30 protein-coding genes are annotated in these 25,407 nt (G+C 65.8%); 13 read left to right on the forward strand and 17 right to left on the reverse strand.

From position 1 onward, the window contains the following. Positions 1-3: 3 nt before the first annotated feature. The gene (locus CZ674_RS01650) at positions 4-2,121 is read right to left on the reverse strand and encodes a DEAD/DEAH box helicase (protein ID WP_086990631.1); all 2,118 of its coding nucleotides are present in this window, start codon (positions 2,119-2,121) and stop codon (positions 4-6) included. Between the two features lie 217 nt (positions 2,122-2,338). Here CZ674_RS01650 and CZ674_RS01655 point away from each other — a divergent pair, with 217 nt between their 5' ends. Then, the gene (locus tag CZ674_RS01655) at positions 2,339-2,716 is read left to right on the forward strand and encodes a nuclear transport factor 2-like protein (protein ID WP_086990633.1); all 378 of its coding nucleotides are present in this window, start codon (positions 2,339-2,341) and stop codon (positions 2,714-2,716) included. Here the strand turns inward: CZ674_RS01655 and CZ674_RS01660 are convergent. Then, positions 2,686-3,477, reverse strand: a complete 792-nt coding sequence (locus CZ674_RS01660) for an NAD-dependent epimerase/dehydratase family protein (RefSeq protein ID WP_200810025.1) — start codon at positions 3,475-3,477, stop codon at positions 2,686-2,688. The two genes, CZ674_RS01655 and CZ674_RS01660, sit on opposite strands and share 31 nt — an antisense overlap. Positions 3,478-3,527: 50 nt before the next feature. On the opposite strand from CZ674_RS01660, the gene CZ674_RS01665 reads away from it, so the two are divergent. Continuing rightward, positions 3,528-4,577: an LLM class flavin-dependent oxidoreductase gene (locus CZ674_RS01665; RefSeq protein ID WP_086990635.1), complete on the forward strand. Its 1,050-nt coding sequence runs from the start codon at positions 3,528-3,530 to the stop codon at positions 4,575-4,577. Between the two features lie 15 nt (positions 4,578-4,592). Here CZ674_RS01665 and CZ674_RS01670 read toward each other — a convergent pair whose 3' ends face one another. Together CZ674_RS01670 and CZ674_RS14090 are read right to left on the reverse strand one after the other, a co-directional pair. Further along, complete coding sequence (locus CZ674_RS01670) at positions 4,593-4,976, reverse strand: SdpI family protein (protein WP_086990637.1); 384 nt, start codon at positions 4,974-4,976, stop codon at positions 4,593-4,595. Between the two features lie 147 nt (positions 4,977-5,123). Continuing rightward, complete coding sequence (locus CZ674_RS14090; protein ID WP_159456862.1) at positions 5,124-5,267, reverse strand: hypothetical protein; 144 nt, start codon at positions 5,265-5,267, stop codon at positions 5,124-5,126. Between the two features lie 110 nt (positions 5,268-5,377). On the opposite strand from CZ674_RS14090, the gene CZ674_RS01680 reads away from it, so the two are divergent. After that, the gene (locus CZ674_RS01680; protein ID WP_234988373.1) at positions 5,378-6,154 is read left to right on the forward strand and encodes a YwaF family protein; all 777 of its coding nucleotides are present in this window, start codon (positions 5,378-5,380) and stop codon (positions 6,152-6,154) included. Positions 6,155-6,158: 4 nt separating this feature from the next. Next, positions 6,159-7,370: a glutaminase A gene (gene glsA / locus CZ674_RS01685; RefSeq protein WP_200810026.1), complete on the forward strand. Its 1,212-nt coding sequence runs from the start codon at positions 6,159-6,161 to the stop codon at positions 7,368-7,370. On the opposite strand, the gene CZ674_RS01690 is transcribed toward glsA, so the two are convergent. Both CZ674_RS01690 and CZ674_RS01695 read right to left on the reverse strand, forming a co-directional pair. Beyond that, positions 7,357-7,989, reverse strand: a complete 633-nt coding sequence (locus tag CZ674_RS01690) for a PepSY domain-containing protein (RefSeq protein WP_159456863.1) — start codon at positions 7,987-7,989, stop codon at positions 7,357-7,359. The genes glsA and CZ674_RS01690 overlap by 14 nt on opposite strands. Positions 7,990-8,035: 46 nt before the next feature. Further along, on the reverse strand, positions 8,036-9,337 hold the full coding sequence (locus tag CZ674_RS01695) for a M18 family aminopeptidase (RefSeq protein ID WP_086990641.1): 1,302 nt from the start codon (positions 9,335-9,337) through the stop codon (positions 8,036-8,038). Between the two features lie 53 nt (positions 9,338-9,390). Between CZ674_RS01695 and CZ674_RS01700 the strand changes: the two genes are divergently transcribed. Further along, entirely contained in the window at positions 9,391-9,792 is a 402-nt protein-coding gene (locus CZ674_RS01700) for an SseB family protein (protein WP_086990644.1), read from the forward strand. A gap of 12 nt (positions 9,793-9,804) precedes the next feature. On the opposite strand, the gene CZ674_RS01705 is transcribed toward CZ674_RS01700, so the two are convergent. Next, a complete protein-coding gene (locus CZ674_RS01705) occupies positions 9,805-10,608 on the reverse strand; it encodes an alpha/beta fold hydrolase (protein ID WP_234988374.1) in 804 nt (267 codons plus the stop codon). Between the two features lie 108 nt (positions 10,609-10,716). On the opposite strand from CZ674_RS01705, the gene CZ674_RS01710 reads away from it, so the two are divergent. The 3 genes from CZ674_RS01710 to CZ674_RS01720 all read left to right on the forward strand — a co-directional run bounded on the left by CZ674_RS01710 (position 10,717) and on the right by CZ674_RS01720 (position 13,049). Continuing rightward, positions 10,717-11,400: an alpha/beta fold hydrolase gene (locus CZ674_RS01710; protein WP_086990648.1), complete on the forward strand. Its 684-nt coding sequence runs from the start codon at positions 10,717-10,719 to the stop codon at positions 11,398-11,400. An 8-nt stretch (positions 11,401-11,408) separates the two neighbouring features. Next, entirely contained in the window at positions 11,409-12,170 is a 762-nt protein-coding gene (locus CZ674_RS01715) for a helix-turn-helix transcriptional regulator (RefSeq protein ID WP_086990650.1), read from the forward strand. An 81-nt stretch (positions 12,171-12,251) separates the two neighbouring features. Next, entirely contained in the window at positions 12,252-13,049 is a 798-nt protein-coding gene (locus CZ674_RS01720; RefSeq protein ID WP_086990652.1) for a VOC family protein, read from the forward strand. A gap of 24 nt (positions 13,050-13,073) precedes the next feature. On the opposite strand, the gene CZ674_RS01725 is transcribed toward CZ674_RS01720, so the two are convergent. Continuing rightward, the gene (locus CZ674_RS01725) at positions 13,074-13,652 is read right to left on the reverse strand and encodes an LppP/LprE family lipoprotein (protein ID WP_086990654.1); all 579 of its coding nucleotides are present in this window, start codon (positions 13,650-13,652) and stop codon (positions 13,074-13,076) included. 61 nt (positions 13,653-13,713) lie between these two features. On the opposite strand from CZ674_RS01725, the gene CZ674_RS01730 reads away from it, so the two are divergent. Further along, positions 13,714-14,331: a mismatch-specific DNA-glycosylase gene (locus CZ674_RS01730; protein WP_086990656.1), complete on the forward strand. Its 618-nt coding sequence runs from the start codon at positions 13,714-13,716 to the stop codon at positions 14,329-14,331. Between the two features lie 10 nt (positions 14,332-14,341). Here the strand turns inward: CZ674_RS01730 and CZ674_RS01735 are convergent, their stop codons facing one another. Together CZ674_RS01735 and CZ674_RS01740 are read right to left on the reverse strand one after the other, a co-directional pair. After that, positions 14,342-14,962: an LppP/LprE family lipoprotein gene (locus CZ674_RS01735; protein WP_159456864.1), complete on the reverse strand. Its 621-nt coding sequence runs from the start codon at positions 14,960-14,962 to the stop codon at positions 14,342-14,344. Positions 14,963-14,994: 32 nt separating this feature from the next. Further along, positions 14,995-15,942, reverse strand: coding sequence for a diacylglycerol/lipid kinase family protein (locus CZ674_RS01740; protein WP_086990660.1), 948 nt, complete (start codon positions 15,940-15,942; stop codon positions 14,995-14,997). 92 nt (positions 15,943-16,034) lie between these two features. Between CZ674_RS01740 and CZ674_RS01745 the strand changes: the two genes are divergently transcribed. Continuing rightward, positions 16,035-16,604 (forward strand): cysteine hydrolase family protein, encoded by a 570-nt coding sequence (locus CZ674_RS01745; protein WP_086990662.1) that lies wholly within the window; start codon positions 16,035-16,037, stop codon positions 16,602-16,604. A gap of 22 nt (positions 16,605-16,626) precedes the next feature. Here the strand turns inward: CZ674_RS01745 and CZ674_RS01750 are convergent, their stop codons facing one another. Then, on the reverse strand, positions 16,627-17,337 hold the full coding sequence (locus tag CZ674_RS01750; protein ID WP_086990664.1) for an SDR family oxidoreductase: 711 nt from the start codon (positions 17,335-17,337) through the stop codon (positions 16,627-16,629). A 150-nt stretch (positions 17,338-17,487) separates the two neighbouring features. On the opposite strand from CZ674_RS01750, the gene CZ674_RS01755 reads away from it, so the two are divergent. After that, positions 17,488-17,856, forward strand: a complete 369-nt coding sequence (locus CZ674_RS01755) for a TraR/DksA family transcriptional regulator (protein WP_086990665.1) — start codon at positions 17,488-17,490, stop codon at positions 17,854-17,856. Here CZ674_RS01755 and CZ674_RS01760 read toward each other — a convergent pair. The 6 genes from CZ674_RS01760 to CZ674_RS01785 all read right to left on the reverse strand — a co-directional run bounded on the left by CZ674_RS01760 (position 17,842) and on the right by CZ674_RS01785 (position 21,446). Beyond that, the gene (locus CZ674_RS01760; protein WP_086990669.1) at positions 17,842-18,336 is read right to left on the reverse strand and encodes a GNAT family N-acetyltransferase; all 495 of its coding nucleotides are present in this window, start codon (positions 18,334-18,336) and stop codon (positions 17,842-17,844) included. The genes CZ674_RS01755 and CZ674_RS01760 overlap by 15 nt on opposite strands. An 18-nt stretch (positions 18,337-18,354) precedes the next feature. Next, positions 18,355-18,948, reverse strand: a complete 594-nt coding sequence (locus CZ674_RS01765; protein ID WP_086990671.1) for a GNAT family N-acetyltransferase — start codon at positions 18,946-18,948, stop codon at positions 18,355-18,357. 36 nt (positions 18,949-18,984) lie between these two features. Continuing rightward, on the reverse strand, positions 18,985-19,881 hold the full coding sequence (locus tag CZ674_RS01770) for an alpha/beta hydrolase fold domain-containing protein (RefSeq protein WP_086990672.1): 897 nt from the start codon (positions 19,879-19,881) through the stop codon (positions 18,985-18,987). Positions 19,882-19,893: 12 nt separating this feature from the next. After that, on the reverse strand, positions 19,894-20,421 hold the full coding sequence (locus tag CZ674_RS01775) for an isochorismatase family protein (RefSeq protein WP_234988375.1): 528 nt from the start codon (positions 20,419-20,421) through the stop codon (positions 19,894-19,896). 61 nt (positions 20,422-20,482) lie between these two features. Then, positions 20,483-20,989, reverse strand: a complete 507-nt coding sequence (locus CZ674_RS01780; protein WP_086990674.1) for an NUDIX hydrolase — start codon at positions 20,987-20,989, stop codon at positions 20,483-20,485. A 40-nt stretch (positions 20,990-21,029) separates the two neighbouring features. Beyond that, a complete protein-coding gene (locus CZ674_RS01785) occupies positions 21,030-21,446 on the reverse strand; it encodes a hypothetical protein (protein WP_086990676.1) in 417 nt (138 codons plus the stop codon). Between the two features lie 235 nt (positions 21,447-21,681). On the opposite strand from CZ674_RS01785, the gene CZ674_RS01790 reads away from it, so the two are divergent. Both CZ674_RS01790 and CZ674_RS01795 read left to right on the forward strand, forming a co-directional pair. Next, positions 21,682-22,707, forward strand: coding sequence for a 3-oxoacyl-ACP synthase III (locus CZ674_RS01790; protein ID WP_086990725.1), 1,026 nt, complete (start codon positions 21,682-21,684; stop codon positions 22,705-22,707). Continuing rightward, the gene (locus CZ674_RS01795) at positions 22,704-25,400 is read left to right on the forward strand and encodes an alpha/beta fold hydrolase (RefSeq protein WP_200810028.1); all 2,697 of its coding nucleotides are present in this window, start codon (positions 22,704-22,706) and stop codon (positions 25,398-25,400) included. The genes CZ674_RS01790 and CZ674_RS01795 overlap by 4 nt, the downstream gene beginning before the upstream one ends. Positions 25,401-25,407: the final 7 nt, after the last annotated feature.

Consider the following 25,407-nt stretch of genomic DNA (forward strand, 5'->3'; position numbering starts at 1 on the left):
GACTCAGTCGGTGAGCGGCGGAAGCCTGTCGCAGAGTGCCTGCTGCAGCAGCGCCGCCATGGCCTCGATCTGGATCTCGTTCGACGACTGCGTCATCTCGGGAGCGCCGTCGAGGGCACGCCCGGCCAGGTTGGCCTTCGCGTCGATCAGCTGTGCAATGCGCGTGTCGACAGTCTGAGCCGCAACGATGCGCCACACCGTGACGGGCATGTCCTGCCCGATGCGGTGGATGCGGTCGATCGCCTGCGTCTGCTCTGCGTTCGTCCACGAGAGCTCGGCGAGCACCATGTTCGACGCGACCTGCAGGTTGATGCCGACTCCGGCCGCCTGCAGCGAGCAGACAACGACCTCGACCTTGGGGTCTTGCACGAAGGCGTCGATCGCCTCCTGACGCTGTGTCGGCGTCTGGTCTCCGCGGATCGAAGTGAAGCGGATGCCGTGGTTGGCGAAGTGCTCTTCTGCTGCGTCCATGACGTCGATGTGCTTGGCGAAGAACACCACCTTGCCGACGCTGCGAGCCAGTTGGCCGGCGTAGTCGGCTGCGAGGGGTGCCTTCGCCTTGCCGATCCGGCGGACCATGCTGAAGACGTTCTGCGCCTCTTTCGCCGATTCGCCGCCGTCGGTGTCGATCTCGCTGCGAGCGATGCGCATGATGAGATCGTCGTCGAGGGTGTCGGCCGGCAGGCTCTGGCGCTCGAGGACGCGGTCGTAGCGCGCGAGCATGCGCTGCGTGAGCTTTTCCTCCATCTCGCGAATCGAGCGGATCGATGCCTCGTCGAGCTCGACCGGCAGATCTGCGATCGTGCGGGCCGGGATGTCGGCAGCAACGTCTTCTTTGCGGCGCCGAACGATGCCCATGTCGATGACCGCACGACGGGCTTCGCGATAGAACGCGCTGTTCATCGGAGTTAGGCCTGTCGACTCAAGGCGATCGGCAAGCTTGGCCTTGGGGCCCTTCTCATCGGTCCAGCCGAGGAACTGCCAGATGGTGCGGAAGTCATCGATGTCATTGATCAGAGGTGTTCCGGTGAGCGCGAGCATCAGTGCTTCGGAATTGCGCTCGAGAATCGACTTCGAGATCTGCAGCACATGCTTTGAGCGCTTCGAGTCGGCGTTCTTGATGAAGTGCGCCTCGTCGACTGCCATTCCCTCGAAACCGTGCTTGCGCATCCATCCGACGTGCCTGTCGAGCACCTCGTAGTTGATGATCACGATGTCGGCAAAGCCGTCGATGTCATTCGCGTCGCCCTGCACGACTGCGACGGAGCGGCCCGGGGTCCAGCGGGCGGCCTCTCGGGCCCAGTTGACCTTGACGACGTTGGGTGCGACCACCAGCAGCGGATATGCCTGTGCGGCCTGGGCCGCGAGCAGCGCCTGTGCGGTCTTGCCGAGGCCGGGCTCGTCAGCGAGCAGGAACGACCTGTGGCCTTGTTTCGCAGCTGCGACGAAGCGCGCCTGGTGATGCATGAGCTCGAGGCCCTTGGGGGCATGAGAGACCTCAGGATCTGGGAGGTCCATGCAGGCGGGGCTGCCGTCTGCACCGTACTGGAACGACTGGAAGAGCGGATCGAGCAGATCGAATCCGGCAAGCCTGTCGAGCCGCGGCTTGTGCCGATTCGGCGACATGTCAGGCTGCAGGAACGGGCGCGCAAGCTGGCTGGCTGCGACCGAAGCGGGAACGACCCGCTTGGCGACGTCTTCGGCCGACTCGTCCGCGGCTTCGGGCTCTGGCTCTGGCTCTGGCTCGGCTTCGACGCCGGCAGCTGCAAGCACTTCGCGCTTGTACTCGCGTACGGCGTCTGTGATGGGTGCGCCCTCGCCCAGCAGCGGGAGCAGCGTCGGGTCTTTCGAAGCTGAACGCGCCAGGATGAGCGCGATGCCGTCGAGCCGCTTCAGCTCTTCTGTGCGCTTCGACGAGCTGAGCGTCGCATCGGCCTTGATGCGTGCACGCTCCTTGCGCACGAGAATGGCGACCGTCTGCAGCTTCGTTCGCCCGGTTCGGCTGGCTGCGCGGCGCTGCACACTCGACTCGACCTCTCGTGCTGCACGAGCAAGCCGTGGGATCACGCCGGTCTCGTCGCGGTGTGCGCGTGTGGTCGAAGCCTGTTGCACAGTAGTCATACTCGAAAGAGTCTCCTCGAAAAGCCTGCGACGCGGGTCGCGGTCAGTGAGCCTGCAACCGCCGGGCGAATCGCGAGGCGGGCGATGCGAAGGGCACTGATACGTGCAGATCAATCGCAACACGGCCAGTGTAGCCGACTTCGCCGGACGTTCCTCCCAGGTTGCAGAACCGTCATCTTCAGCGCCTACCCTGTCAGCACAGACGAAAGGCACATCAATGAAGATCGAACTGCCGACAGACTGCGGCAATGCTCCGAGAATCACGATCGTCAGCGACTTCGTCACGGCCTGGGCAGGTCGGGATCTCGCGCGGATGTTCGAACGACTCGCCGACGACGTCGTGTGGAGGATCGCGGGCGGTCAGGAGCATGCGGGAACCGACGCCCCTGCCAGCGCGGCGCCGCCAGCTGCTGCCGACCGGCTTGTGCTCGCATCCGTCATCACGCACGGCCGCCTCGCAGCCTGCGACGGGCACTACGAGTCGGGCTCGAGCACTGTCGAGTTCAGTCACGTCTTCAGGTTCGCCAGCACCGTCAAGACGGCGCGGATCGCGGAGGTGCGAAGCTATCTCATCGAGCGCAGCGTGAACTCCTGACTCGAGAACTCCGCACCAGCCTGCGGCGCATGCGGTGAGGGCTGCACATCGGCCCCCAGAATGTCGCTCGCATCGTCGAGCGGCGTGTAGCCGACGGCGTGCCCGGGCTCGAGCGACCAGAATCGATGCCGATTCGCCGAGACGCCGTAGAACACGCTGAACGGCTGCTCTGCCGTCATGGCGGCTTCGAAGGCGCGCGTCATGTCGCCGGGGCTCAGCCAGGTCGCTGCGTCGCGAGGCACTACAGGCGCTGCCTTGAAGCTGCCGATGCGCAGGTTGCAGACGCGCAGGCCGAACTTGTCTGCGTAGAGGCGTGTGAGGGCCTCGACAGCTGCCTTGCTGGCTCCGTAGAGGCCGTCGGGGCGGATGGTCGACTGGTCGTCGAGCATCGCGTCGACAGGGTGGAATCCGGTGGCCCGGTTGCTCGAGGCATAGACGAGGTGCCGCACTCCCTGGGTTCGCATCGCCTCGAGCAGATTGTGTGTTCCGAGGGCGTTGACCCTGAGCAGCGCTTCGTACGGCGCCTCATCGGGCACCGCAGCGAGGTGGATGACGCCGTCGACACCCGCGACGACGGGCGTGATCGACGCGGGGTCGGTCACGTCGAATGCGAGGCTGACTTCGTTGTCTGCAGGGTCAGCCGGCGCCTGCAGGTCTGCAACTACGAGGCGCTGCACCCGATCGCGCAGGTGGCGCCGAAGCACCCTGCCGATGCTGCCGTCAGCGCCCGTGAGCGCCCAGGTCGATTCACTCAGCTTCATGCCCCCAAGGTACGCGGGAATGCAGGCCCAATGGGCTTGGTTCCACCTGCATGCGCGCATTCGGATTCTTGAGTTTCGGCCACTACGGCTCTGGCCCCGCCGACAACGGCTTTGACGCCAGGGCATCGCTGCACAGTGCGCTCGACCTCGCGGTCGGAGCAGATGAGCTGGGCGTCAACGGCGCGTACTTCAGGGTGCATCACTTCGCCAAGCAGAATGCGTCGCCCATGCCGTTGCTGAGCGCCATCGCCGCCCGCACCAAGGGCATCGAAGTCGGCACCGGCGTCATCGACATGCGGTACGAGAACCCGCTGTATCTCGCAGAAGAGGCTGCTGCTCTCGACCTACTCTCAGACGGACGAGTGGCTCTCGGCATCAGCCGCGGCTCACCCGAGCCCGCACGCCGTGGCTGGGAGGCATTCGGCTACGAAGGCGATGCGCCAGCGGGGGCCGACATGGCGCGCGAGAAGTTCGCGAAGTTCATGCGGGCAGTTCGCGGCGAGACGATGACGGATGCCGACCCGGCGCAGTTCGGACCGGGCCAGCGCCTGCGGGTCGAGCCGCACTCCCCCGAGCTGCACAAGCACATCTGGTGGGGCGCCGGCTCACGCGACACAGCGCGCTGGGCTGGCGAGCAGGGCGTCAACATGATGAGCTCGACCCTGCTCACAGAAGCAGACGGAACCGCCTTCGGCGACCTGCAGGCCGAGCAGATCGACGTGTTTCGACAGTCGTTCGCGGATGCGGGGCACGGCTGGACGCCGCGGGTCTCAGTCAGTCGCAGCGTGTTTCCGATCATGGACAACCGCGACCGGCTGTATTTCGGGCTCGGCGGTCGGGAGTCGAACGACCAGATCGGCGTCATCGACGGCCTGCGGTCGACCTTCGGCAAGACCTATGCCGACACCCCCGACAGACTCATCGAACAGCTGCGGGACGACGCTGCGGTCATGAGTGCAGACACCCTCATGCTGACCGTGCCCAACCAGCTCGGCACCGAGTTCAACCTGCACATCCTCGAGTCGTTCGCGAAGCACGTCGCGCCGGAACTCGGTTGGAAGCCGAACACAGAGGGGCCGGTCGAGGGCGACGCAGCCTGAGTGCAGCGATCGACTCTACGACGCAGCTTCCGCCGCCCGGTTCGCGGCGGCGGCGGCCGCAATCAGACACCCAACCATCCACACGCTGGAGCCGAGGATGAACGTGGCCGCAGAAACCATTGCAATGTGCTCTGCAACCCCCACCAGCGGAAGCAGTCCGCTCAGGACGGCGACGGAAGAACCGACAATCGACCCGACTGCTCCCACGGCTGTCTTCCTTGCTCCGGCGCGGTGTCCTGCGGCCCAAGCGGCGTCGGACGCCAGCGTCTGGCGCGTGCGAATGCCGACGAGTCGGTTTCGCTTCAGCGCGCCCTGCGAACCGAGCCTGCCCACCCACAGAACGACGAAGCTTGCGATCAGGAGGAGCACGGCCGCACCGAGGACCGCAACAACGTTCATCGTCCGATCCTAACCAGGCGCACCATCCGCTGGTGTGGCGGGTGGACGAGCGCTTCGAGAGTGAATCAGCCTTCAGGCTGCATCAGAGACGGGCCGCCGCAAGCGCCTGGGGCCGTCAAACTGCAGGCATCGAGCGCGACTGCAGCATCACTGGTTGAGGCCTTCGCCTCGATCTCGAGCCGCGTCGCGAATGCCGGCCGCGACGGCTTTTCGGATCACCCAGTACAGGGCATAGAAGCCGACTGCTGCGAATACGACCGAAAGTGCAAGACCTGTCAGGGGATCGCTCATGAGGGAATGCTATCGCTGAGGCCACCGCCCGCTGCCGAGTTCTGCCGTCGTCCAAGCGATAAGCCGAGCGCCGCAGCCAGCATCTGCGAGTCTCTGGGTAGGATTCGACCGTGGAGTTCGACCCAATGCAGCTCGGACGCATGCCGCCCTACGGAACAGAGCATGTCGCGATGCTCGTCGTGCTCGTGGCGGCCGCAGCAGCCGCGGTGATCTGGGCTCGCCGCAGCGGCCTCACACCCCGCACTGAGCGCATCCTCTCCGTCGCCGGATGGGCGTATCTCGTGCTGTCGCTCGCCTGGTCGACCTGGGACCTGCTGCCGCAGAACTTCACTGTCGAGCAGTCGATCCCCATGCACCTGTCGGATGTGCTGCGCATCATCACGGCGATCGCCCTCATCACGAGAGCGCCGCTGGCGATTGCGATCAGCTTCTATTGGGGCCTCACCCTGAACCTGCAGTCGATCGTGACTCCTGACCTGAACTACATCACCCATCCGTCGATCGACTTCGCCTCGTACTGGATCTTCCACGGGCTCGCACTCATCGTGCCGCTTGTCATGGTGTTCGGGCTGGGCTACCGCGTCACCTGGCGCGCGTACGCCTGGGCGTTCGGCAGCCTCCTCGTCTGGGCCGGGGTCGCCGCACTCGTGAACACCGCGACCGGCAGCAACTACGGCTATCTGTCACATGCTCCGGCCGGCCCCTCGATACTCGACATCATGGGCGGCTGGCCCACGTATCTGCTGGTGGAGGCAGTCGCGATCCTCGCCGTCTGGGCGCTGATGACGCTGCCGTGGGCGATCCTGCAGCGTCGCTCCCCTGCCCCGGCGGTGGGGCGGATGCGCGTCATGCGTCTCGCAGACAGCCGCCGCCCCGAAGTAGTCTGACGGTGTGCAGACACCGATACCGGAGTACCTGACAGAACTGCTCGACGACTGCGCGGGCGACACCAGCGGTGCGACAGCCGACTACATCCCTGAGCTCGGCGAAGCCGACCCCAATCGCCTCGCTCTGGCACTCTGCACCCCCGATGGCACGGTCTACAGCGTCGGCGACGACAGCATCGAGTTCACGATCCAGTCGATCTCGAAGCCGTTCGCATACGCGCTGGCGCTGCGCGACCGCGGCATGGAAGAGGTCGACGAGCACGTGGGCGTCGAGCCGAGCGGCGATCCGTTCAATGAGATCTCGGTCGATCCTGAATCGGGCAGACCGCGCAATCCGATGATCAACATCGGCGCCATCACGACACACTGTCTCGTCGGCAACCCGTCGCTCACCACAAAGGCTCGCGCCGCGGTCGTGCTCGACGGGCTCTCGCGATTCGCCGGACGCACGCTCGAAGTCGACGAGAGCGTGCACGCCTCCGAGTACTCGACTCGCTACCGAAACGTGGCGCTGGCCTCCATGGCTCGCAGCAACGGCTTCATCGACATCGAGCCCGATGACGCTGTCTGGGGCTACACGATGCAGTGCTCGGCACTCGTGACGGTGCGCGACCTGTCAGTCATGGCGATGACGCTGGCCCTCGGCGGACGCAACCCCGTCACCGGCGAGCAGGTCGTGCCGCAGTGGGTGTGCCGCCAGGTGCTCTCGGTCATGACGACGTGCGGAATGTACGACGCTGCCGGAGACTGGCTCTCGCACGTGGGCATTCCGGCCAAGAGCGGAGTCTCGGGCGGGCTGCTCGGGTCGCTGCCCGGTCAGGTGGGCATCGGCGCGTTCTCGCCCCGTCTCGACGACTTCGGCAACAGCGTGCGCGGCGTGCAGCTGTGCGAGCGGCTCTCGGCCGACATGAGCCTGCACATCATGGAGCTTCCGCCGCCCTCGATCGACGCGATCGGATGGCGCAGCCAGACCGATGACGGTGACCCGCTGATCGTCGTGCAGGGGCCCATGACCTTTCCCACTGCCGAGCTCGTGCTTCGCAGGTTCGAGCAGCTGCCCGACAACGGCTGCGGCATTGTCATCGATCTGAACCCTGTGACGCGCATCAACAGGGTCGGTGCGCGCATGCTGCACGAGGGCATCCGCAGACTGGAGCAGGACGGCCACACCGTGACCGTCCTGCAGCCTGAAGGGCTTCTCGCTAGTCTCTCGTGACCGAGCTGTCGTCGACCCAGACCTCGAGGTCGTCGTCATCGTCGGCATCCGTGTCGATGTCGTAGTGCAGGCGCCCGTCGTCCCACGACAAGGTCCAGCCTTCGAGCACGGTGTCAGCGCCGACCTCGGCCGCAGCCAGTTCGAGTGCCTCGGCAGGAGTCATGTCGTCGAACGTCACTTCGCGCTCGCTGTCGTCCTCGTCGTCGCGCTCGTGCTCGAGCACCTCGCCCGACGCTGCGCTCAGCGTGATGTCGTGGTCGGTCGTGCCGTCGAGCACGCTCACCTCGTAGACCCACTCGCCAGCGTCATCCGAGTGGTCGAGCTCGATCTCGTAGACGATGCCGCCGCCGGCAGCTTCGACAGCGGCCGAGACAGCCTGCTCGTGATCGGTCTCGGGGCTCTGGCCCCGCACGTCACGCTCGTCGTACTCACCCTCGGCCGTGTCGTCACCCTGTGACTCGTCGGTCGAGGTCGCCTCTTCGGTGCCCGTCGACTCAGTGGTTCCGCTGGCCCCCTCGGTCACTTCAGTCGCGTCGTCACCGGCGCTCGCGCATCCGCTCAGGGCCAGTGCCGCAGCCACCATGCCTGCGAGTGCCATGGTCGTGGTTCGATTTCTCATGTGATCCTCCTTGCCTTCGCAGCTTAGGAACACCGCATTGCACGGGCTATGAAGCCTGCGTGAGGGTGCTCTCATCATCGGTGTAGAACGCGCGGATCGCTCCAGTGATCGCAGCGAGGTCGGCCGCCGAGGCCATCTCGCGCGCCGAGTGCATGCTGAGCAGCGGCACCCCGACGTCGACGGTGCGGATGCCGAGGCGCGTCGCAGTGAGCGGGCCGATGGTCGAGCCGCACGGCACGTCGTTGTTCGAGACGAACGGCTGGGCTGTCGTGCCTGCTGTCTCGCACGAACGGCTCCACAGCGCAGCGCCCTCGGCGTCGCTGGCGTAGCGCTGGTTCGCGTTGACCTTCAGCAACGGTCCGCCGCCGAGCACCGGGTGGTGGCTCGGGTCGTGGAAGCCGGCGTAGTTCGGGTGCACCGCGTGCCCAGCGTCAGACGACACGCACCACGACCTGCGCAGCATGCGGCGCCTGGCATCCTCGTCATTGCCGATCGCACGCGAGGTGCGCAGCAGCACGTCTTCCAGAATCGGGCCAGAAGCGCCGGAGACCGTGCCGCTGCCGACCTCCTCATGGTCGAAGGCGGCGAACACGAGCACGTCGGTGCCGGTCGAGCCCTCGCCTGTTGCGTCGAGCATTGCCACGAGCGATGCGTGCACGCTCGAGAGGTTGTCCATGCGGCCGGCAGCAACGAACTCGCCGGCTGAGCCGAACAGTGCGCCGCGAGCAGTGTCGAACGCATAGAGGTCGTGGCCGGCGATCTCGTCAGCGGGAATGCCGGCGGATGCGGCGATCACCTCGAGCAGCGACGGCCCGCCTGCAGAGAGGGTCGCCGTGACCGGTGCTGTGTGCTCCTGCTTGCCGAGCTTCAGGCCCTCTTCATTGACGCTTCGGTTGAGGTGGATTGCCAGCTGCGGGATGCGCATGATCGCATCGGTTGCGACGAGGTGGGTCACACCGGCCTTGTCGACGACCTGGCCTGCGAGGCCGAGCTCGCGGTCGGTCCACGAGCCGATCAGGGGCCCGCCGTAGACCTCGACGGCAGCCTGCTCATAGCCGACCGCCGCGGTGCGAACGCCGGGCTTGAGCTTGAACGACGGCGAATCGGTGTGCGAGCCGACGATGCGGAACGCGGTCGTGTCGTTGGTCTGCTCGGGAATCCACCAGGCGACCACGGCTCCTCCGCGAACGATGAAGTGACCGCCGGGCGTGCCGCTCCAGGGCTCTCGCTCGTCCTGCTGGCGCCATCCGGCATCGGTCAGCCTGCGGGCCGTCTCGGCGGCTGCGTGGTAGCTCGACGGCGAGGCCGCCACGAAATCGAACAGGTCATTTGCGTGCGTTGCAGACATGCCGACAGCCTAACCGGGGTGGCGCTGTGACTCACGGCTCATAGACTGGACGGATGACTGACGAACAGCAGGATCAGCCCGAAATCGACTACGCGCCCCTGACGGATGTTGTCAACGCGCTCGGCCGAGGCGAAGAGCCGCCCGCTGAGTTCAACGCGACGCTGCTGGACTCAACGCTCGTCATGCCGCTTCGCATGAATGAAGAAGACCCGAGTGCGTCGCCTGAGCCGCTCACGATCGAGGCGCAGGGCAACAAGCTTGTGCTGTGCTTCACTGAGCCGTCGCCCAAGCTCGCGGCCAAGGTCGCCGAGGCGACCCAGACGTTCGCCCCCGTCAAGGCAGCCCTCATCATCAAGGGGCTCGGCGAAGGTTTCGGCCTGCTCGTCGAAGCCGAAGAGGGCGCCGTCGGCATCCGCGAAGCAGACCTCGCAGAGCTCAAGGCCTCGCTGCAGTAGCGGCCGAGGCGGTCACTCGGCGTCGAGGAACGCGCGAAGAATTGCAGTGAACTGCTCGGGCTGCGCCGAGTGCACCCAGTGTCCCGATTCGCGGATCGTGACTTTGCGCGCCCTCGGAAAGAGCTCGCGCATCCGATCATTCGACGCGTCGGTGACGTAGTCGGACTTGCCGCCAGCGATCCACACGACCGGGCGGTCGTACTCCAGGCCCTCGCTGGCCGGGAACCCACCGATCTTCGCGAGGCTGTCGAACAGCAGGTCGAGGTTCGGCTGCCACTCGAATCCGTCGTCTCCCCTGCGCAGATTCTGCATCAGGAATCCGCGAATCGTGCGGCTCGGGATCGGGTCTGACAGCAGCTCGTCAGCGTCGGCGCGCTTCGACACGGCATCGAGGTCGAGCGCCTTCAGCGAGCCCAGCAGGTGCACGAACTCGTCGCCCGCATTCGTGCGGTCGGTGGGTGCGATGTCGACGACCGCCAGCCGGGCGATCAGGTCGGGGTGCCGCAGCGCCATCACCATGGCGACCTTGCCACCGAGAGAATGGCCGACGAGCGTGAAGTCGCCGAGGTCCATCGAGGCGAGGTGCTCAGCCACGCTGTCGGCCAGCGCCTCGTAGTCGAACGTCTCGGTCCAGACCGAGTCACCGTGGTTCGGCAGATCGACGAGCACCGAGCGGTACTCGGGCTCGAGGCCCTTCGCGATCGTCAGGAAGTTCTTGCCGCGCCCCATGAGGCCGTGCAGGAACACGACTGCCGGGGCCGTCTCAGGGCCGATCACCTGGGTCTTGATGCTGGATGCTGTGGCGGAATCGTTCACGCTCCCCAGCGTACTGACCGTGACACGCAATGCACCCTGTTCAATCAAGTGACGCTGTGCAAAGCTGAAAGCGAGACGCGTGCCAATCGACGCGACAAGGGAGTCACGATGGACATCATCCTCATCCCCGGCCTCTGGCTCGACGCTGGTGTCTGGAGCGACGTGCTCGAGCCGATTCGCGCATCCGGCCACACTCCGCACGCCGTCTCGCTGCCAGGCCAAGGCGGCGAGCCGCTGAACGCAACGCTCGACGACCAGATCAATGCGGTTGCCGCCACTGTCGACGCCGCAGACGGCCCAGCGCTCGTGGTCGGGCACTCGGCGGCCTCGACGCTTGCGTGGCTGGCAGCCGACAGACGACCGGATGCGGTGGCCCGGGTCGTGATGATCGGCGGAATGCCCGCACAGAACGGCAGTCAGTACGCAGGCTTCTTCGAGCCCGAGGGCAATCTGATTCCGTTTCCGGGGTGGCAGGAGTTCGAAGGACCCGACTCCGACGACCTCAGCGAGGAGCAGAAGACAGCCTTCGAGCACGCAGCCATTCCTGTGCCGAGCACTGTGTCGCACGCTACGGTCACGTACCAAGATGAGCGTCGTCGCACCGTGCCGATCACGATGATCTGCCCCGAGTACTCGCCTGCTGACGTGGAAGAGTGGCGCGCGGCTGGTCAGATTCCGGAGCTCGACGGGCTCGAGATCGAGCTGATCGACATCGACTCTGGTCACTGGCCGATGTTCACGAAGCCTGCGGCGCTCGCAGGAGCGCTCGCGGCAATCGCCGACCGCAGCTGACAGCAGCCATGAGCACCGTCGCACAGCTCGAGCCCCATGCGATGCAGCGTGTGCAGGCCCTTGCGGGCGGGCCAGATCTCGCCGAGATCGACGTGATGGATCTCGCAGATGAAGCCGGGTACAGCGCCTATCACTTCAGCCGGATGTTTCGGGCGACCTTGGGGCTCTCTCCGGGCCGATACCTGTCGGCGATGCGTGTGGCCGAAGCCAAGCGCCTGCTGCTGACCTGCACAGAACCGGTCATCGATGTCGCCGCCGCTGTAGGGTTCTCGTCGCTGTCGAGCTTCACGAGAAGGTTCGCGGCATCGGTCGGGCTGCCCCCAGGCGACCTGCGACACCTCGCCGACGAGGTTGCCGAGCAGCCGTTTCGCGAGTTCTCGCTGTGCTCTGCGCTCGAGGGGCCAGGCGATCCGCGCACCGTCGACATCACGCTTGACCTCGACGAAGCAGAAGAGCCCGGCACCGGCATCTGGGTGGGCTGGTACTCGGCACCCGCGCCGATCGGGCTTCCGAGCGCAGGCATGCTGGCGATCGACCAGCGGCACGTGCAGCTGCCCGTCTGCCCCGGCAGCCCCTGGCTTCTCGGGTTCGCTGTGCCGCTTGGCGGCCATCCGCACGACCATCTCGCGCCACCCGCACCGCTCACCGCCGTGCACATGGCTCCCGTCACGACCGGCTGTGCGATCACGCTCGCATTCTCGCGCCAGACGCGACCTGCCCTACCGCTCCTGTCGGCTCTGCCCGTGCTGCGCCGCCGCCTGCTCGACTGAGCACGTTCGGACAAAGACCGCGCATCCGCCGTCCGTACGCTGAGAACACAATCAGACCGAAACATGAATCAAGGAGGAATCATGACACGGCCACTCGGAACCCCGACATGGATCGATCTCGGCAGCAATGACTTCGCAAGCACAAAGGCCTTCTACGAGGGGCTCTTCGGCTGGCGCTTCGACGACGCTGGCGAAGAGTACGGCCACTACTGCATGGTCTACAACGGCGACGCCCTCGTCGGAGGCGCCATGGATACCTCGGGCATGACCGGCCCTGACGGCGCTCCCCTGCCGAGCAGGTGGGATGTCTACCTCGCGGCATCAGACATCGACCAGCGCGTCGAACTCGCCAAGCAGCACGGCGCGCAGGTGCTCATGGAGCCGCACGATGCCGGAGCCGCCGGACGGTTCTCGATGCTGCTCGATCCGTCAGGGGCCGTCGTCGGCCTGTGGGCGGCCGGCGACACTGAGGGGTACGCGTTCGAAGGCAAGCCAGGAGGCCCCGTCTGGTTCGAGCTGATGACGCCCAAGTTCGACGCCGCCGAAGAGTTCTACACCGCCGTGTTCGACTTCGACTTCGTCAGCGAGACCATGAGCATGGAGGGCAGCGACTTCCGCTACGCGACGAACGGGCCCGAGCAGGAGGCAAGCTCAGGCATCTTCGACACGAGCGTCTTCCCCGACGGCGGCGACGCATACTGGCGCGCATACATCGCCATCGAGAGCACGGATGCGGCACTCGCCAAGGTCAAGGAGCTCGGCGGCACGGTGCTCGACGGACCCGACGACTCGCCGTTCGGTCGCATCACGACCATCGCTGATCCGCAGGGTGCTCAGCTGCAGCTGTGCGCGATGTCGGAGTCGACCCCCGACGAGTGATCGTCACCCGACGGCTCGGCTTCTTCAGTTCGACGGAGCCGGGCCGTTGTTGTTCCACTCGTCGCCGTCGGCGTACGGCGGCAGCTCGCCCTCCCGGTCGATGGAGAATGTGACGTCGCTCCACGTGTACGTCGACATCGACTCCGTGCGCTTCTCGCCGTTGCGGTCAATGGCTTCGGGGTAGGTCCAGGTGACAGTGACCGTGGCGTCGTCGATGCGCTCGACACTCGTCGGAAACGCGAAGTACTCGTCATACGCGGTGGAGTCATACACGCCGAAATGGAAGAACGCCACTTGCTCAGGTGCGCTGTCGCTGCCCGACTCGGTCTTCAGCACGACCCAAGACAGCGACGAGCACGCGTTGAACTCGGTGATGTCTGATGATTCGACGCTCCAGCCCTCTTCGGGAGCTGCTGCCTTGTCGATCGCCGTCTGCAGGGCTTCCACAGGCCTTGCGTCGCCGCAGGCGTTCTCGGTCGGCGATGGAGTCGGCGATGTGCTCTGCTCGGGCCCGGTCGCGGGGCCGCAGCCTGCCGTCACCAGCACAGCCGCGAGCGCCGTTGCCGCGAGTGCCAGCCGTCGTCGTGCCGTTGTGTCGTTCATGGCTCAACAGTAGGTCAGATTCTGCAAAGCCTCCCGTGAACCGGCGCGATAGTGTGCCCCCATGCAGCGACGACCATCGCCCCTCGGCGGGCGCAAGCCGACGAAGGCCGATCTTCTGGAGTTCGCGAACGACGATCCCGATGCCATTGATGATGTGCTGCCCGCACCCGGTGTGCAGCTGCGGCTGCTGATCGTCGGCATCAATCCGGGTCTCTGGACTGCCGCTGTCAACGCCCCGTTTGCGAGGCCCGGCAATCGCTTCTGGCCGTCGCTGCATCTGGCCGGTCTGACCGATCATGTGGTCGATGCCTCGCTCGGCCTCGACGACGCCGACTTCGATCATCTGCTCGCGCGAGGCATCGGCATCACGAACCTCGTCGGCCGTGCCACTGCTCGGGCTGATGAGCTGAGCAGGCAGGAGCTGCTCGACTCCGGTGTTCGCATCGTCGAACGCGTTCGCGAGCTGCGCCCTGAGCGCGTCGCCATCGCGGGCATCACGGCGTTCAGATCCGCGTTCGCGCTGCCGAAGGCGAAGCTCGGTCGGCAGGACCCAGCGTCAGTCGCTGGATGGCCGACGGATGTGCAGCTGTGGGTGGTTCCGCAGCCGAGCGGCCTCAATGCGCATGAGTCGATTCACACCCTCGCCGAGAGATGGAGAGCAGTGTGGGATGCGCGCTAGGGGCGCCGTGTCAGCGTTCGGTCGCGTAGGGCGGAAGGTCGCCGTCTCGCTCGACCTCGCCTGACTCGTCGTTCCAGCTGAATGCAGACGTGGCCTCGCCACTGGGGTTCGCGTTGCTGTCGCCGTCTTCCGGATACCTCCACGTGACCGAGACAGTGTCTTCGTCGGTCTGCTCGACTGCCGGCCAGAATCCCATCGCCGGCTCAGTCGCCGTGCCTGCGTAGTCGTCGCCGTGGAAGAACACCACTTGCACCGGCGAAGACCCGGTGCCCTGCTCGATGGGAACGATGAGGTACGACAGTGCCGCGCATTCGGTGTAGCCGTCGAGGTCGGCATGGTCTGCAGACCAGACGACGTCGCTCATGCTCTCGTCTTCGAACGGCGGCGGCATCTCCTCCAACGCGATCTCGAGAGCTTCGTCAGCGCTGATGCCGGTGCAGGCTTCCTCCGATGGCGGTGCCGAGGGCTGGGTTGGCGTTGGGGTCCATGGCTGCGAGCACATCGCGAACGCGTTGCCGCAAGGTTCTGTGTCGTCGGCCATGATTTCATCGATCACGGAGCAACCGGAGAGTCCTAAAGCCGCTGCTCCGACGACGACGGTCAGCGATGCGAGACGACGGGCGATGTTCATGAAGGAGGCTCCTATTGCTTGGGTGAAGCCAGTCAACTCGACTGAGCTTGCAACAGCCTGAACGCTCGGGGGCGCACCTCGATCTCGACTGAGCATCCGCTGTCGGTCGCAGCGGCGAGCTCGTCTCCGTCGGCGAACACGGGCACCCCTGCCGGCACGTCGATGCTGATGCTCTCAGCCTCGCGAGTCGAGAGCGGCTTCAGCCACTTGTGCCTCCTCAGCATCAGCAGCGGAAACAGAGCGACGAGACCAGGCTTGGCTATCGCTTCGACGAACGACACCGACATGCGTCCGTCATCGATGCGCGCATGCGGTGCGAGCGCGATGCCTCCACCGATGAACGGCCCGTTCTGCACGCAGATCAGTGCGAGCCGCTGCTCCTGCCTCGCTGACCCGTCAACAGAGTGTCCGAACGCGATGCCTTCGAACTGCGGCACCTCCTGCGCCAGCGCAACCAGGTATCGCAATGACCTCGGCGTCGTTCGTAATCCGTTGGCGCGCTGATTCACCTTTGCGTCGAAACCGATGTTGACCGAGTTCGCGACCCAATGCTGCCTGTCTTCGTGGCCGGGCCGGCGCACTGTGGCGACCAGCGCATCCGCTTCGACGACTTCGGGGCTGTCGTCTTCGAGTGCAGTCAGCAGGCCGTCGAGCACTGCACGTGGCCTGCTGCGATCGATGCCAGCGGCCCGTGCGAAGTCGTTGCCGGTTCCGGCCGGCACGATGCCCAGCGGAACAGGCCGGCCGGCAACCAGGTTGATCGCGCCGCTCAGTGCGCCGTCGCCACCGTGCACGAGCACGGCGTCGACGCCCTCATCGACTGCGGCTCGGGCCTCGTCGAGCTGTCGTGCCTGGTCAGAGGCATCGGGCACGACGAGCTCGACGCGCATGCTGCGATGCGCAGCCACGTCGCGAACAGCCGCGACTGCACTGCGCCGGTTGCCCGCGGCTGGATTCAGCAGAACAAGGATGCGGCGCATGCAAGAGCTTTCGACGTCGAACGGGAGCACCCCATTCAACCCCAGCGTCAAGCCCCTGTCACCTCGGCCCCCTGCATGCGAGAATGTCGCCCATGACGAAGCCGGGCGACGCGTTGCTGCTCATCGACCTCCAAGAGGCGTTCTTCGAGTCAGCTCCGCTCGCCAAACGGCGACCTGACCTCCTCAGCCGGATCAACCGGCTCGTCGAAGAGGCGCGGCCGCTGGGGATTCCCGTGCTGCTGGTCACGACCGAGCACAGCCGCGACCGATCGACGTGGACCCTGAACATGCTCGATGACGATCAGGGATTCCTCCTCAATGGGGATCCGAAAACAGCTGTAGTCCACGAACTTGACACCAGCGGGACCACACGCATCGAGAAGACGCGAGACAGCGCGTGGTTCGGCACCGACCTGCACTTGCGCCTGCGCAACCTGGGAGTGTCCCGCGTCATACTCGGCGGCATTTCAACGCACGGCTGCATCGCGCAGACGGCCAGGGACGCGTACGCGCACAATGTTCGCACTGTGCTCGTCGCAGACGCCATTGCCGACGAACGCCGCGAGCTGCACGAGCCCATGCTTGCGCAGCTCGAAGACGATCGTCAGGCAGAGGTGCGTTCGTGCGATCAGATGATCGCTGACTGGCGCAGGCGACAGTGAGCACGGCTGCCGCCGTGTGTGCTTAGCGAATCGCTTCGGCGATAGGCGTCGGTCCGTCGTAGAACCGCACCGTGTCGCGGACTGCGGCATCCTGATCGATGACGTGCACGATCACTTCTGCGACGTTCTCGCGTGAGGTGTTGCGCTCGTCGCCGTCGGGGTCGCGGCCGTCGATGCGACCCTGGTCATCGACGAGGCGAAGCGACTTCGAAGCTGCATCGAGCGTCAGCATGCCCGGGCCGAGGATCGTGTAGTCGAGCGACGACTCGCGCAGACGAGCATCAGCGTCGTGCTTTGCCTTGGCGTAGGCATAGAAGCTGTCGTCGGGGTCGAGCGAGTCGATGTCGACGTCTGCACGCGAGTACGAGACCATCACGTATCGGCGCACGCCGCTCTTCTCGGCCGCTTCGATCGATCGTGCAGCAGCCTCGTAGTCGACTGCGTGCGTGCGCTTCGGGTCGCCACCACCTGCGCCAGCGGAGAACACGACTGCGTCTGCGCCTGCGAACAGGTCGGCGAAGTCTTCGACGCTGGCCTCTTCGATGCTCAGCTCAACGGGGTTCGCGCCTGCGCTCTCGACGTCGGCACGGTGGTCTGGATTGCGGATGGCCGAGTCGACTGTGTAGCCGGCTGCGGCGAACTTCGGTGCGGCGAGCAGGGCGATCTTTCCGTGTCCTCCGAGGATCACGACGCGCTTGCTCTTCTGGCCTGTGGTCTCTGTGGTGTCAGTCATGGAATGTGACTCCTTCCGTCACAGAGGGCAACGCTGTGATGCTGTTCGCATTCCGGAATGCAGGCTGCAGAGGCACATCGTTCGCTTGTGTGGCTACTGTCCTCCAGGCGCCTGCGCGCCGCGGCTGCACCTTGCGGCTAGCCTGGCGTCATGAGCGACCACCGGCATGACGCACACGCAGACGGGCTCGAGCAGCGACGGCTCGAGGTTGAGCAGCTGCTCGCCTCGACCGATCAGCAGCTCGCTGACCTGCGCCAGATGCGCGAAGGCCTCAACGATGACGACGAGCACGATCCAGATGGCGTCTCACTCTCATCCGAGTGGTCGAGGCTCGAGGGACTCCGGCAGAATCGCATCGACCAGCTGGCCGCGATCGATGCGGCAGCCGAGCGGCTGGCTGAGGGGTCGGATGCCGTGTGCACCGTGTGCGGCGGCCCCATTGCACCTGAGCGGCTCGAGGTGAGGCCAGAGGCCACCACCTGCATCGACTGTGCTCAGCAGCAGTCAAGCCTCGGCTGAGGCTGTTCCTTCCCAGCGAATCTCACCGTCGACAATCGTGTCTGTCGAGTGCATGCCCAATGATGCGGCGATGCGCTTCGATGCCTCGTGCCGTGGGTGGATGTGAGCGCGGATGCCCTGCACGCCACGCGAGGCAAGCTCCCGAACCAGCAGAGCGGCAGCCGCTTTCGCCAGGCCTCTCCCCTGCCACGGGAGCCCGATCACCCAGGCGATCTCGGCGTCATCGCTGCCGTCGGACAGCGTCGCCTGCACATAGCCGATCGGCTCGCCCTGCTGGCGCACGATCCAGTTCAGCCACTGTTCTGACCCGTCAGCGGGACCGCCTTCGGCTTGTGCCGCGTACTGCCGACGCAAGGCGTCGAGGGCTGGCGGCTCACCTCCCGTGTACTCGTACAGAGCAGGCGAAAACAGCACGTCGACCATGTCGACTGCGTCTTCGACACGAAGTGGTGTGAGCTCAAGCCTGCCGTCGTTCACCATTGCCGCATCATGGCAGAGTCAGCCGAAGACCTCGAAGCTGCCCGACTTCTCGGGTTCGGTGAGCTCGAAGCGCACCGCCATGTCAGTTGCTCGCAGCAGCTCGACCTGGTGCTCGAACTGCTTGCTCACGACGAATACGACGTTGCTCATCTGCCACTCGTCTCTGAACCAGGCCCGCAGCGCCTCCAGCAGTCGCGCATCCATGCCCGACTCCATTCCGCTCGATCGCACCCAGAAGTAGACGACCGCATCCGTTGCAGTCCAGTCGTCGTCGCCGACAGCGACGACGGTCGACTTGGCGAGGAAGGTCGCGTCGTGCGGAAACACATAGACGCAGCCGAGGCACTCGCTGTCGTCGAGACTGAGCACCGTGTAGCTGAATGCGCGTCCGGCGTTGTGCCGGGATTCCATCTCGGCGAGGTCCTGGCGGTTGTCGCCGACCGTGAAGTGGTCTTCGGGCCAGGTCGACTGCTCCCACAGCCGCAGCGACACGCGAGTGTCCATGACCGCTTCATAGTCAAGCGCGGCATCGTCGACGGTGATCGGGCGCAGCTTGAATTCGTCGGTCCTCAGCTCTGAGGGGACTGGCTTGTTCGAATCAGTGAACGACACGTGGGCCTCCTGCAACCAGTATGACTCATCACCTGTTCAGTTCAGGCTCGAGACAATGACCCGGGCACCCTGGTCGCCGGCCCAGGTCGGCAGCAGCGCGAAGACATGCAGCTGCCCCCTGCCTTCGTGCCATGACACCGGCACCCCCTGCGCTCGTGCTTTTCGGCGCAGCACATGTGCATCCGGATTCAGCACGTCACGAGCGCCCGTGACGATCGTCAGAGGTCCAAGGCCGCGCATGTCGCCGAACAGCGTACTCACCGCCGGGTCTTCAAGCGCATCGCCCGCACGCCATTCATCGGCCAGCACGCGCCCGCCCGGCCGTGCAAGCCAGGGGTCACTCGGCTGCACCGCCTCGATCTCGGGGTTCTGCCAGGTCAGATCGAGGCCGGGCGACAGCAGCACCGTCGCGGGCAGCACCGTGCCGGCATCGCGCAGCGCCAGGGCGGCCGACAGCGCGATCTGGCCGCCCGACGAGTCGCCGGCCAGCTTCACCTGCACGCCGCTGTCGAGCTCTGCGCGAATCAGTGCGATCACTCCGTCGCGCACGGCACGAGCAGATCCGAACGGAATGAGCGGGTACACCGGCACCACGACCCGCTGCCCTGTCTCGCGAGCGATGCGCGCGATGAGCTGCCAGTGCGGTTCGACGATCTCGTTGACCCAGCCACCGCCATGCACGTACACGACTGCCGACTCGGGCCGCGCATCCGCTTCTGTGGGCTCGACGTCGTAGACGGGCCATCCCTCCGGCTGCGGCACCCTGCGGCTCACGATCACGCCGTCGAGACGCTCTGGAGGAGCAAACGAGGCCGGGCGCAGCAGCCGCTCGTGCATCCGCTGACGCGCTCCGGCCTCGGAGACGAACGGCACGTTCGACTTTCGGGCTGTGAGTATGAGCGGAACGATGCATTGCGGCAGCAGAACAGGCACGGACTCCTCCAGTCAGAGTGATGCAGAGTCAGGGGTCTTGGCAAGCACTTCGGCAGTGGTCTGCACGGTCGCGAACTCGCCATGCAGGTTCGCTGCCGTCACCGCCGAGAGCTGCTGCGCGGTGAACACAGTGCCATCGGGAGCCGCTCGGCCGAACGTGTGGGTCGCGTCGATCACAAAGGTGACGTCATAGCCCAGGTTGCCCGCCATGCGGGCTGTGGTCTCACAGCAGTGGTTGGTGGTGATGCCGCAGATGGCGATCTGCGTGATCCCACGATGCTGCAGCCATGCATGCAGATCGGGGGTGCCGTAGAAGCTGGAGTTGACCGACTTGCTGACCAGCAGATCGGGAGCCCCCGTGAGCGCATCCTTGAATGCATGCCCCGCACTGCCCGGAAACAGCGGCGATTCGGGGTTCCGCGAGTCGTGCTGCACGAACACGACGGACGACGAGCGCTCACGCCATCTCGCGAGCAGCTGCTCGATGTTCACCTCGCAGACCGGGTTGTCGCGCTCACCCCCAGAATGCCGCGTCGTCAAAGCCCTTCTGCACGTCGATGACGACAAGAGCGGGGCTGTCAGAAGTCATGCAGTCATCCTGTCACTGCGAAGGGGTCGGATGCGCGCTCGTGTCAATCAGGCTCAGGCGGGTTCCGAAGCCGGCAGAGAGCACGTGACTGTATGCCAGCGGGGTCCACCAGCAGGTCCATCGCTTCGGCGGGCCTCCGCTTGAAGGAAACTCCTCGCCTGCACTCCACCGCTCTGATACGTCAGCACCGCGCGCCTCAGGGTCGAGCAGCTCGAGCTGAAAGAAGTGCCGCTCGTGAATCTCGGGCTTGGTCGGCCAGACGTCGTACCGCTCGACACCGAGCGAGCGAACGATGCGAGCCTGCACGCCCGACTCCTCGAGCACTTCGCGCACGACTGCTGCCTCGGGTGATTCACCGGGCTCGATGGTTCCGGCAGGCACCTGCACGCCGGCCACCTCGAGCGGCACGTCGTCGTGCGTGAACACGAGCAGGCGATCATCATGCACGACGTACGCCACGACCTTGCCGATCACCCGTCGGTTCGACTGCACGGTCGCCTGCCCATCCGTGATTCGCATGCACCTGAATATAGTCACCGACGGTCAGGGTGCAGAAGCCTCAGTGCTGCCCCTGGCCGAGCATCGCGTCGAAGAGCCGCTCAGTCTCAGCGCGCTGCTGTTCGACTGTGGCCACCGTCGACGGGTCCACTGGCTCGAAGGTGTCGAGCAGATCCTGTGGGCCTGCCTCTGTCAGCAGATACACGCGGTGACCTCCGCCCTGATCGCGAGCCATGCCACTGGGCCAGACGTCGGCCCGTGCACCGGTGACTCCGACGCGCCAGCCAAGCGGCTCCAACACAGCGCGCACGCTGCACAGCGCTTCGAACGCGTCGTTCTCAGTCGCCTCGACCGCTTCGAACTCAGCGGACTCGAGCCGCACCGTCCAGAATGCTCTGCCGTCGAACCAATAGCTGACGACTGCGTCACAGGTGACCCCGTCGCGACACACCTGTACGACCTGTGTTTGCTTGTCCATGTGCCAGTCCCTTCATCCAACTCGGGCGGGGCGACGAAGCGTGTCGCGGAATCCCCCGAAGCACCAGAGGTTGAACTCATCGCACACTTCATCATGCTGCACGGCCGCGAACCCGAGATCGGGCATATTCTGTAGCCCCCTTCACCAATGCCATGTGCGTATGATCGGACAATTAGACTAGACGGAAATGACAATTGAACCTGCCACACTTGCCCCTGCGCCCGAATCGACTGCGATGAGGGGCAACGCAACAACTCGGCACTCGAATGTCGCACTTCTCGGCATCACTGAGGCCGTCGCTCCAGTTGAGGTGAGCTCAAAGTCGTTCGACGACCGACTCGCCGACACGCTCAAGACGCTTCGCCTTCCGAAAGGCCTGCTGCAGCGCGTCGCCGGCGTCACCACCAGACGCAACTGGGAGCATCCCTCTGACTACATCGAAGGCGCTGCTGACGCGGGCCGCCGCGCGCTCGAAGAAGCCGGCGTGCGCCCCGACCAGATCGGGCTCCTCATCAACGCGTCGGTCTCACGCGAGATGCTCGAGCCCTCGGTCGCCGTTGCCGTGCACGACAGCATCGGCCTCAGCCCCGCAGCGATGAACTTCGACATCACGAACGCGTGTCTCGGCTTCGTGAACGGCATGACCGTCGCAGCCAGCATGATCGACGCGGGCCAGATCGACTACGCACTGATCATCGCGGGCGAAGACATGTCGCGCGTACAGGAGTCCACCGTCGAGCGCCTGCGCCGCGACGGCATCACACGCGATGAGTACCTCAACGAATTCGCGACCCTGACACTGGGCTCGGGTGCCGCAGCCGCAGTGCTCGGACGAGCCGACCGCCACCCAGAAGGACACCTCATCAAGGGCGGCGTCACGCGTGCCGCCACCTGGAACCACGGGCTCTGCATCGGCGACTACGACGGCATGTTCACCGACACCCAGGGGCTGCTCGACAACGGCATGCAGCTCATCTCGGAGGCGTGGGCAGAAGCGCACGACAACGGGTGGGAGTGGACCACGATGGATCACTACATTCCCCACCAGATCTCGCACGTGCATGTGAACGCCCTCACCGAGGCCACGAAGATCGATGCCGATCGAGTCGCCAAGACCTACCCCGAGCTCGGCAATGTCGGCCCGGCGTCCCTGCCGATCACGCTGGCACGCAAATCCGGCGAGATGAAACAGGGCGACCGCATCCTGTGTCTGGGGGTCGGTTCGGGCCTCAACACCGCAATGCTGGAGATCACTTGGTGAAGTTCAACGCGCAACCGGCCGCTGTTCCCGGCCCGCTCCCCGAGTGGGACGAACGCTGGTCGAGACTCGTCACGGTCGACACCGTCGACGGAGAGCGCACCTTCCATGTGCTCGACACGCTGCCTGCTCTCAAGGAGCAGGGGCTCGAGCCCACTGGCACCATCATCGCCCTGCACGGCAACCCGACCTGGTCGTATCTCTGGCGGCGGCTCGCGGCAGCGTCAATCGACGCCGACGGCCGTGTCTGGCGCGTCATCGCCCCCGACCAGCTCGAGATGGGCTACTCCGAGCGCCTCGAGCACGACGCGCTGCCGACGACGCACGGCTCCGGCTACCGCAGAATCGCCGAGCGAGTCAGCGACCTCGACGCAGTCGTTCGGTCGCTGCTGGCAGACACGGCGGATGCGCAGGGCGAGCAGCACCCGGTCGTCACGATCGGGCACGACTGGGGCGGCATCGTCTCGCTCACCTGGGCCTCGCGCAGCCAAGACATCGTCGATGCGGTCATCACCCTCAACACCGGTGTGCACCTCGCCGAGGGCACTCCCCTGCCCGCCCCGCTTCGTGTCGCACTCGCAGGCCCCGCACTGCCGACGACGACTGTGCTCACCGACTGGTTTCTGCGCACGACCCTCTCGCTCGGGCAGGGTCCGATCTCAGACGAGGTCAAAGACGCCTTCCGCTCCCCGTACCGCACGGCCGAAGACCGCGGCGGCATCGGGGCATTCGTCGCTGACGTGCCGGCACAGCCGAGTCACCCCTCGTATGGCGAGCTGCAGCGCCTGGCCGACGACGTCGCGAGCATCGAGAAGCCCGCGCTGATCGTCTGGGGCCCCAAAGACCCCGTGTTCGTCGAGCACTTCCTCCGCGATCTCCGCCACAGGATTCCCCACGCAGACGTGCACCGGGTCGAGAAGGCGTCGCATCTCGTCAGTGAAGACGCGGATGTGCCCGGCATCGTGCTGCGCTGGCTCGCCAGGCAGTTTCCCGACGATGCCGTCTCGGTCGCCTCGGGCGAAGAGCCGACCGATGATCCGGCGCCCATGATCTTCGAGGCGCTCGATGCGCGCCGCAGCGACGCGACGGTTGCCAGCGTCGATATGACGCAGAACCCGCCGCAGCAGATCACCTGGAAGCAGCTCACTCGCGTCACCGACGGCATCGCCCGCGGCCTGCAAGAGCTCGGGCTGCAGCGCGGCGACCGTGTCTCGCTGCTCGTGACCCCCGGCAACGACCTCACGGCTGTGCTCTACGGAGTGCTCAAAGCCGGCGGAGTCGCCGTCGTCGCTGACACCGGCCTCGGAGTCGCGGGCATGACCCGTGCGATCAGGGCCTCTGACCCGCAGTGGGTCATCGGACTGAAGCCCGGCCTCACCCTCGCGCGCGCAGCCGGCTGGCCCGGTCGTCGCATCTCGATGCACGGGCTTGGCCCGATCGAGCGAGCAGCACTCGGCGTCGAGACGAGCGTGACTGCACTCGCGCGCACCAAATCGACTGAGCCCATCCGTCATCCTGGTCGTGAAGACGATGCGGTCATCCTGTTCACTTCGGGATCGACCGGCCCTGCCAAGGGAGTGCGCTACACCCACGCCCGCCTCGGCGCCCTCGCCCGCACGCTGCGCAAGCAGTTCGAGGTTCGCGCAGACACCGGCTGGGCGGCAGGGTTTGCCCCGTTCGCACTGCTCGGCCCCGGACTCGGCATCAGCAGCGTCACGCCTGACATGTCGGTCACGAAGCCGCGCACGCTCACTGCTGCTGCCCTGGCAGATGCGATCGAGGCAGGCAAGAGCACGATGGTGTTCGCCTCCCCCGCCGCATACAACAACGTGCAGGCGACCGCCAGCGACCTGTCACCTGAGCAGCGTGCTGCATTCACGAAGATCGAACTGGTGCTGTCGGCCGGTGCTCCCGTGCCGCTGGCGCTGCTCGACGGGCTCGCAGAGCTGTTTCCGAATGCGCAGATCCGCTCGCCCTACGGCATGACCGAGGGGCTCATGCTCACCGACATCGATCGCGACGGCGTGGCAGCTGCCGAGGCACAGTCGCGAGACCACGGCGTGTGCGTCGGCCGTCCGGTGCCCCGTGTGCGATTCGCGCTCGCACCGCTCGACGCCGACGGCCGCGCATCCGATGAACTGCTCACCGGCTCAGGCGCTGCCGACGTGCTCGGCGAGTTCGTCGTCTCGGCGCCGCACATCAAGTCGGGCTACGACCGTCTCGCAGACACCGACGCTTCATCGAAGCGCGACACCCTCGACGACCAGATCTGGCACCGCACCGGTGACATCGGGCACATCGACCCCGAGGGCCGCGTGTGGATCGAAGGCCGCGTGCAGCACGTGCTCTCGACTCCCTTGGGCCCGCTCGGCCCGGGCGGCCTCGAAGCCGTCGCCAACACTGTGGAGGGCGTGTACCGCTCTGCTGCCGTAGGCGTCGGACCAGCAGGTGTGCAGACTGTCGTCGTCGTCATCGAACCGGATGCGGGGGCAGGTCGGCAGGCGGGCCTTGCGCCCCAGCAGCTCACCGATGCCGTTCGCGCATCCGTGGCCGAGCACTACCCGCATGACGTGGCCGCTGTGCTCGTGTCGAATGACTTTCCGACCGACATCCGTCACAACTCGAAGATCGACCGCACGCGCCTGGCCGCATGGGCCGATCGCGTGCTGCGCGGAGAGCGCGTCGGTCGGCCGTAGCGCAGAG

Origin of the sequence: Agrococcus casei LMG 22410 (assembly GCF_900163565.1) — a bacterium.
Lineage (GTDB): Bacteria > Actinomycetota > Actinomycetes > Actinomycetales > Microbacteriaceae > Agrococcus > Agrococcus casei.

What these genes read in the sequence shown, in the direction of transcription:
- CZ674_RS01650 (WP_086990631.1), bottom strand. Translation starts at nt 2,121, where the DNA reads ATGACTACTGTGCAACAGGCTTCGACCACACGCGCACACCGCGACGAG.
- CZ674_RS01655 (WP_086990633.1), top strand. Translation starts at nt 2,339, where the DNA reads ATGAAGATCGAACTGCCGACAGACTGCGGCAATGCTCCGAGAATCACG.
- CZ674_RS01660 (WP_200810025.1), bottom strand. Translation starts at nt 3,477, where the DNA reads ATGAAGCTGAGTGAATCGACCTGGGCGCTCACGGGCGCTGACGGCAGC.
- CZ674_RS01665 (WP_086990635.1), top strand. Translation starts at nt 3,528, where the DNA reads ATGCGCGCATTCGGATTCTTGAGTTTCGGCCACTACGGCTCTGGCCCC.
- CZ674_RS01670 (WP_086990637.1), bottom strand. Translation starts at nt 4,976, where the DNA reads ATGAACGTTGTTGCGGTCCTCGGTGCGGCCGTGCTCCTCCTGATCGCA.
- CZ674_RS14090 (WP_159456862.1), bottom strand. Translation starts at nt 5,267, where the DNA reads ATGAGCGATCCCCTGACAGGTCTTGCACTTTCGGTCGTATTCGCAGCA.
- CZ674_RS01690 (WP_159456863.1), bottom strand. Translation starts at nt 7,989, where the DNA reads ATGAGAAATCGAACCACGACCATGGCACTCGCAGGCATGGTGGCTGCG.
- CZ674_RS01695 (WP_086990641.1), bottom strand. Translation starts at nt 9,337, where the DNA reads ATGTCTGCAACGCACGCAAATGACCTGTTCGATTTCGTGGCGGCCTCG.
- CZ674_RS01700 (WP_086990644.1), top strand. Translation starts at nt 9,391, where the DNA reads ATGACTGACGAACAGCAGGATCAGCCCGAAATCGACTACGCGCCCCTG.
- CZ674_RS01710 (WP_086990648.1), top strand. Translation starts at nt 10,717, where the DNA reads ATGGACATCATCCTCATCCCCGGCCTCTGGCTCGACGCTGGTGTCTGG.
- CZ674_RS01715 (WP_086990650.1), top strand. Translation starts at nt 11,409, where the DNA reads ATGAGCACCGTCGCACAGCTCGAGCCCCATGCGATGCAGCGTGTGCAG.
- CZ674_RS01720 (WP_086990652.1), top strand. Translation starts at nt 12,252, where the DNA reads ATGACACGGCCACTCGGAACCCCGACATGGATCGATCTCGGCAGCAAT.
- CZ674_RS01725 (WP_086990654.1), bottom strand. Translation starts at nt 13,652, where the DNA reads ATGAACGACACAACGGCACGACGACGGCTGGCACTCGCGGCAACGGCG.
- CZ674_RS01730 (WP_086990656.1), top strand. Translation starts at nt 13,714, where the DNA reads ATGCAGCGACGACCATCGCCCCTCGGCGGGCGCAAGCCGACGAAGGCC.
- CZ674_RS01735 (WP_159456864.1), bottom strand. Translation starts at nt 14,962, where the DNA reads ATGAACATCGCCCGTCGTCTCGCATCGCTGACCGTCGTCGTCGGAGCA.
- CZ674_RS01740 (WP_086990660.1), bottom strand. Translation starts at nt 15,942, where the DNA reads ATGCGCCGCATCCTTGTTCTGCTGAATCCAGCCGCGGGCAACCGGCGC.
- CZ674_RS01745 (WP_086990662.1), top strand. Translation starts at nt 16,035, where the DNA reads ATGACGAAGCCGGGCGACGCGTTGCTGCTCATCGACCTCCAAGAGGCG.
- CZ674_RS01750 (WP_086990664.1), bottom strand. Translation starts at nt 17,337, where the DNA reads ATGACTGACACCACAGAGACCACAGGCCAGAAGAGCAAGCGCGTCGTG.
- CZ674_RS01755 (WP_086990665.1), top strand. Translation starts at nt 17,488, where the DNA reads ATGAGCGACCACCGGCATGACGCACACGCAGACGGGCTCGAGCAGCGA.
- CZ674_RS01760 (WP_086990669.1), bottom strand. Translation starts at nt 18,336, where the DNA reads ATGGTGAACGACGGCAGGCTTGAGCTCACACCACTTCGTGTCGAAGAC.
- CZ674_RS01780 (WP_086990674.1), bottom strand. Translation starts at nt 20,989, where the DNA reads ATGCGAATCACGGATGGGCAGGCGACCGTGCAGTCGAACCGACGGGTG.
- CZ674_RS01785 (WP_086990676.1), bottom strand. Translation starts at nt 21,446, where the DNA reads ATGGACAAGCAAACACAGGTCGTACAGGTGTGTCGCGACGGGGTCACC.
- CZ674_RS01790 (WP_086990725.1), top strand. Translation starts at nt 21,682, where the DNA reads ATGAGGGGCAACGCAACAACTCGGCACTCGAATGTCGCACTTCTCGGC.